This window comes from Streptomyces sp. URMC 123 (assembly GCF_051386515.1).
Taxonomy (GTDB): Bacteria; Actinomycetota; Actinomycetes; order Streptomycetales; family Streptomycetaceae; genus Streptomyces.
In genome coordinates this window covers 1-5091 of record NZ_JBPQTV010000404.1, presented here as the reverse complement: position 1 = coordinate 5091, position 5091 = coordinate 1, and the positions used below count along the sequence as shown (strand labels likewise).

The 5091-nt window shown below is 73.5% G+C and carries 6 protein-coding genes; 1 reads left to right on the top strand and 5 read right to left on the bottom strand.

Annotated elements, in window-relative coordinates:
* Window positions 1–106: 106 nt before the first annotated feature.
* The 5 genes from ACSNOD_RS28205 to afsQ1 form a co-directional block, all read right to left on the bottom strand.
* Window positions 107–310, bottom strand: a complete 204-nt coding sequence (locus tag ACSNOD_RS28205; protein ID WP_436769899.1) for a PspC domain-containing protein — start codon at window positions 308–310, stop codon at window positions 107–109.
* Between the two features lie 86 nt (window positions 311–396).
* Window positions 397–945: a VanZ family protein gene (locus ACSNOD_RS28200; RefSeq protein ID WP_436769898.1), complete on the bottom strand. Its 549-nt coding sequence runs from the start codon at window positions 943–945 to the stop codon at window positions 397–399.
* 124 nt (window positions 946–1069) lie between these two features.
* Window positions 1070–1744 (bottom strand): hypothetical protein, encoded by a 675-nt coding sequence (locus ACSNOD_RS28195; protein WP_436769897.1) that lies wholly within the window; start codon window positions 1742–1744, stop codon window positions 1070–1072.
* The gene (locus tag ACSNOD_RS28190; protein WP_436769896.1) at window positions 1744–3273 is read right to left on the bottom strand and encodes an ATP-binding protein; all 1530 of its coding nucleotides are present in this window, start codon (window positions 3271–3273) and stop codon (window positions 1744–1746) included. The genes ACSNOD_RS28195 and ACSNOD_RS28190 overlap by 1 nt, the downstream gene beginning before the upstream one ends.
* Before the next feature lie 100 nt (window positions 3274–3373).
* Window positions 3374–4051, bottom strand: a complete 678-nt coding sequence (afsQ1, locus tag ACSNOD_RS28185; RefSeq protein ID WP_436769895.1) for a two-component system response regulator AfsQ1 — start codon at window positions 4049–4051, stop codon at window positions 3374–3376.
* A 205-nt stretch (window positions 4052–4256) separates the two neighbouring features.
* On the opposite strand from afsQ1, the gene ACSNOD_RS28180 reads away from it, so the two are divergent.
* Window positions 4257–5036, top strand: coding sequence for a SigE family RNA polymerase sigma factor (locus ACSNOD_RS28180; RefSeq protein WP_436769894.1), 780 nt, complete (start codon window positions 4257–4259; stop codon window positions 5034–5036).
* Window positions 5037–5091 lie beyond the last annotated feature (55 nt).

Genomic DNA, 5091 nt, shown 5'->3' with positions numbered 1-5091 from the left:
CGGCCGGAGCGCGCCCGCGCGCCCGGCCGTCGCCATGACAAGAGCGCCATGACAGGCGCGCCATGACGAGAGCGCCCCGCCGGAGCGCCCGCCCGGACCAGCGGGCTCACCAGGCGGTGGCGCTCTGCTTCTTCTCGGCCGGCAGCAGCAGCCACAGCGCCAGGTAGAGCAGGAACTGCGGGCCCGGCAGCAGGCAGGACACCAGGAAGATCACCCGCATGGTGGTGGCCGAGGTGCCGAAGCGCCGGGCCAGGGCGGCGCACACGCCGCCGATCACGCGTCCTTCGCGGGGGCGGGCAAGAGCGGTCATCGTCAGGTCTCCTTCACGAACCGTCGAGTCGTCGGGCACGTCCCGATGACTCCAGTGTGATGTCGCGAATCGGACGGAGCGTCCCTCTACGGGGCGATGCGGACCCTGGGGATCGTCGGGGTCGCCGCCTGGGGGCCGTCCTCCCGGGGGAGGGGTGCGCGCGCCCCGGCCTGCTCCCTGCGGCGGAGCCTGGCCCGCACCGCGGGCACCACCGCCAGGTGCGCCAGCCCCACGCCGACGGTGTTCAGCAGCAGCGAGTCCACGTCCAGGGTGCGCCCGGGCACATCGGTCTGGAGCAGCTCGATCAGCAGCGCCACCATCGCCCCGGCGAAGACCGTACGGGCCAGGGAGCCCAGCCCCGAGGCGGCGGGCCGGCCGCCGATCAGCGGCAGCAGCACCCCCAGCGGCGCCAGCAGCAGCAACCCCCCGCCGAGCTCGCGCATCGACTCCCAGGTGCCCGCCTCCAGCTCCGTACGGATGGTGGCCAGCGGGTGGAGATTGGCGGGAGTGACCCAGGGGACGTCCAGTGGGCGCAGCGTCAGCCACCCCACGAGCAGCAGATGACCGACGAGGAGCAAGAGTCCCGTCGCGCGGATGCGGAAGGCGACGGTGTCGCCGGGGCCATGACGCTGCACGCCAGTCAGGACGCGGCGGCCGGGGCACGCGGTTCCGCCTGTGACCCGCGCATCACCGGTACGGGTTCGCGCGGCCTCTCCCGACGTCGGCGACGCCGGTGTCCGGGGGAGGCGTGGGGGCCGCTCAGCCCAGCGGGGTGCCGGTGACCGTGGCCGTGTCCGGCCGGGACCGCATCTCCTCGGTGCAGGTGAAGCGGAGCAGCGGGGCGTCCCCGGGCCCGCCGAGCACCACGGCCCGGTCCCGGCCGACCGCCGGCGAGGTGGCGTAGGTGCAGACGACCTGGGCGAGGGCGAAGGCCGGCAGCTCGTCGGGCAGCCGGTTGAGGCGCAGCGCCTCCTCCGGGTCGCCGGAGCGGGAGTCGGTCAGCTCCAGCTGCGCCGGCACCTCCGTGGAGAGCCCCGCCTCGTCCTCCGCGCCGGTGAGCTCCTGGCGCAGCTCCGCCAGCAGCGCGCGGGCCACCCGCCGCCGGTCGGAGGCGGTGCGGTCGTCCGGCAGCGGCACCCGGCGGCCGACCTCCTCCAGTTGGCGGTTGCACACCAGGAAGATCTTCACGGGCACGCTGTTGGCGCCGTCGGGGGCCGCGCGGTCCTGCGCGTCACAGGACTTGCGGGAGGGCGCCGGGCCGGCGTCCACCGGGACGGAGGTGCCGCGGATGCCGCAGCCCGCGGCGGCCAGCCCCGCGAACAGCAGGGTGGCGGCGGTGACCAGCGCGGCGGCGCCCGCCCGGCGTGGCGCGGGGGTCGAGGAGCGCGGGGCGGCCGAGGATCGCGGGGACGTCCGGGGGGTGGGGCGGTGCATCAGGGCTCGTTCCGTATCTGCGGCTCGTCCGGCGCGAGCCGCGAGGCGTCCATGGGGAGCCGGAGCGTGAACACCGCCCCGCCCTCCGGGGAGTTGGCGGCGGTGATGTCCCCGCCGTGGATGTGCGCGTTCTCCATCGCGATGGACAGGCCGAGGCCGCTGCCCTCGGAGCGCGGGCGGGAGGCGCTGGCCTTGTAGAAGCGGTCGAACACATGGGGCAGCACGTCCTCCGGGATGCCGGGGCCGTGGTCGCGCACCTCCACCACCAGCTGTTCCCCGTCCTCCCGGACCGCGACCCGCACCGGCGAGCCGCCGTGCTTGAGCGCGTTGCCGATGAGGTTCGCCAGGATCACGTCCAGCCGCCGCGGGTCGAGCCGGGCCACGATGCCCCGCTCGGCGTCCAGTTCCACGGCGTCCAGCCAGGCCCGCGCGTCGATGCAGGCCGTCACCATGTCCGCCACGTCGACGTCGTCCAGCACCAGCCGGGCCGTCCCCGCGTCGAACCGGGTGACCTCCATGAGGTTCTCCACCAGGTCGTTCAGCCGCCGGGTCTCCGTCACCACCAGCCGCACGGCGGGCGCGATCATCGGGTCGAGCCCGTCGGCCTCGTCCTCCAGCACCTCGGTCACCGCGGTGATCGCGGTCAGCGGGGTCCGCAGCTCGTGCGACATGTCCGCCACGAACCGGCGGCTCGCGGCCTCCCGCGCGCTCAGCTCCTCCACCCGCCGCTCCAGCGACTCCGCCGTCCTGTTGAACGTGCGCGACAGATCCGCCAGTTCGTCCGTGCCCGACACCCGCAGCCGGGTGTCCAGCTTGCCCTCGCCCAGCCGGCGCGCCGCCTCGCCCAGCCGCTGCACCGGCCGCAGCACCGTGGTGGCCGCCGCCTGGGCCAGCAGCGCGGAACCGATCAGGGCCAGCGCGGTGGCGATGCCCAGCGACCAGCCCAGGGAGTTGAGGTCCGCCCGCTCGGAGGCGAGCGACTTGAGCAGATAGCCGGTCGGACCGTCACCGATGACCTTGGCGCCGCCCACCAGGTACGGGTCGCCGCCGAGGGTGATCCGCTGCCAGTACAGGTGGTACGGCACCCCGTCGCCCTCGTTCGCCGGGCGCACCTTGTTGACCGCCGTACGCAGCTCCGGCGGCACCTTGTCGAGGGTGAACACGCCGGCCTCGGAGGCGGCCGCGCAGTACTCGCCGTCGCTCTTGCGGTCGATGAGCACCACCTCGTAGTTCTGGGTGGTGCTCGCCATCCGGTTGGCGGCCTCCTTCAGCTGGTCGCACGAGGGCCGCAGCGGCAGCTCGCCGGCGTGGTCCTTGAGCTGCTTGCGGAAGTCGTCCAGCGCGGCGTTCTGGGTGCGGGTGAGCACCGCGTCCCGGTTGAGCCAGTAGGCGATGCCCGAGGCGGAGACGGCGGCGGTCAGCGCCACCAGCGCGAAGACGATCACCAGCCGCAGCCGCAGGCTGGTCCAGCGCAGCAATCCGGCCGCCCGGCCGCGCAGTCCGCCGAGCGGGGAGGTTTCCTCTGTCACCGTGTCGTCTCTCCGAGGGATATCGCCCGGGCGGTTCCCGGGCGCCGCGGCCGGCCGTCCATGCGCCGGCCCGCGGCGGTGGGGGCACCGCCGGCCCCGGTCACGAGGGGCTGTCCAGCCGATAGCCGACCCCGCGGACGGTGCGGATCAGCGTCGGGGAGGAGGGGACGTCCTCGACCTTGGCCCGCAGCCGCTGCACACACGCGTCCACCAGCCGGGAGTCCCCGAGGTAGTCGTGCTCCCACACCAGCCGCAGCAACTGCTGCCGGGAGAGCGCCTGGCCCGGCCGGCGGCTGAGCTCCAGCAGCAGCCGCAGCTCGGTCGGGGTCAGTTGCAGATCCTTGCCGTTCTTGGTGACCGTCATCGCCGAGCGGTCGATGACCAGGCTGCCGAAGGTCGCCGCGTCGTTGGACTCCCGCTCGCCGCGGCGCAGCACCGCCCGGATGCGGGCGTCCAGCACCCGCGGCTGCACCGGTTTGACGACATAGTCGTCGGCGCCCGACTCCAGCCCGACCACGACATCGATGTCGTCGTTGCGCGCGGTCAGCAGGATGATCGGCAGCTGGTCGGTCCGCCTGATGCGCCGGCACACCTCGAAGCCGTCGATGCCGGGCAGCATCACGTCCAGCACGATCAGATCGGGCCGCTGCTCCCGCAGGAGCTTCAGGCCCTCCTCGCCCGAGGCCGCGGCGGCCACGCGGTGGCCCTGGCGGGTCAGGGAGAGCTCGAGGGCCGTCCGGATGGCGTCGTCGTCCTCGATCAGCAACAGGAATGGCACGCTGGTCATTCTGGCCCATGCGGCGTCGGGACTTCGACCGGCACAGCGCTCGTGACGGACCCGTACGCCCCCTCCGGCGGCCTGTGACACGGCTGTGACGAACGGGCGACAGCGCGATGAAACTGGCCCTGCAGTCTTGTGGGCACCGGGAAGAAGCCAGTCCCGGAAGGCAAGCAACCGAACTGGCTCCGACGGGGGGCGCGAGATGACCGCACTGCACACCGGCACCACGAGCGCGGTCATTCGCACGCGCCTGCACAACGCCGTACGGAGCACCGAGAAGTCCGGTGCCGTGAACGGGCGGGGGTGCGTTCGCGGCACCGGACGGGTGCGGCCGCCGTACATGGTGGCGATCGACGCGGTCACGGTGGACAACGGGGGACACCGCGACGGCGTACGGCGCCCCGAGGCGGGCGGTGCGGCAGCGGCGTACAGGGAGAACGGGGGCACGCGCAGCGGCCTGACGGAGGCGGAGTTCACCGCCTACGTCCAGGAGCGGCGCGCTTCCCTGTACGCCACCGCCTACCACCTCACCGGTGATCGTCACGAGGCCGAGGACCTGTTGCAGAGCGCGCTGTTCTCCACGTACCGCGCCTGGGACCGGATCAGCGACAAGGCCGCGGTCGGCGGCTATCTGCGCCGGACGATGACCAATCTGCACATCAGCGCCTGGCGCCGGCGCAAGCTCAACGAGTACCCCACCGAGGAACTTCCGGAGACGGTCGGCGAGAGCGACGCGATGCGCGGCACCGAGCTGCGCGCCGTCCTGTGGCAGGCGCTGGCCCGGCTGCCGGAGCTCCAGCGCACGATGCTGGTGCTGCGCTACTACGAGGGCCGCACCGACCCGGAGATCGCCGACATCCTGAACATCAGCGTCGGCACGGTCAAGAGCAGCATCTGGCGCTCGCTGCGCCGGCTGCGCGAGGACGAGGCGCTCAGCTTCGGCCGCGACCAGGAGGAGAGCTTCGGCGAGCTGGTCGCCTGAGCGGCCCTCGCCCGGAGGACCGGGGGGTCCGGGGGGGACCCGAGGGGGAGAGAGC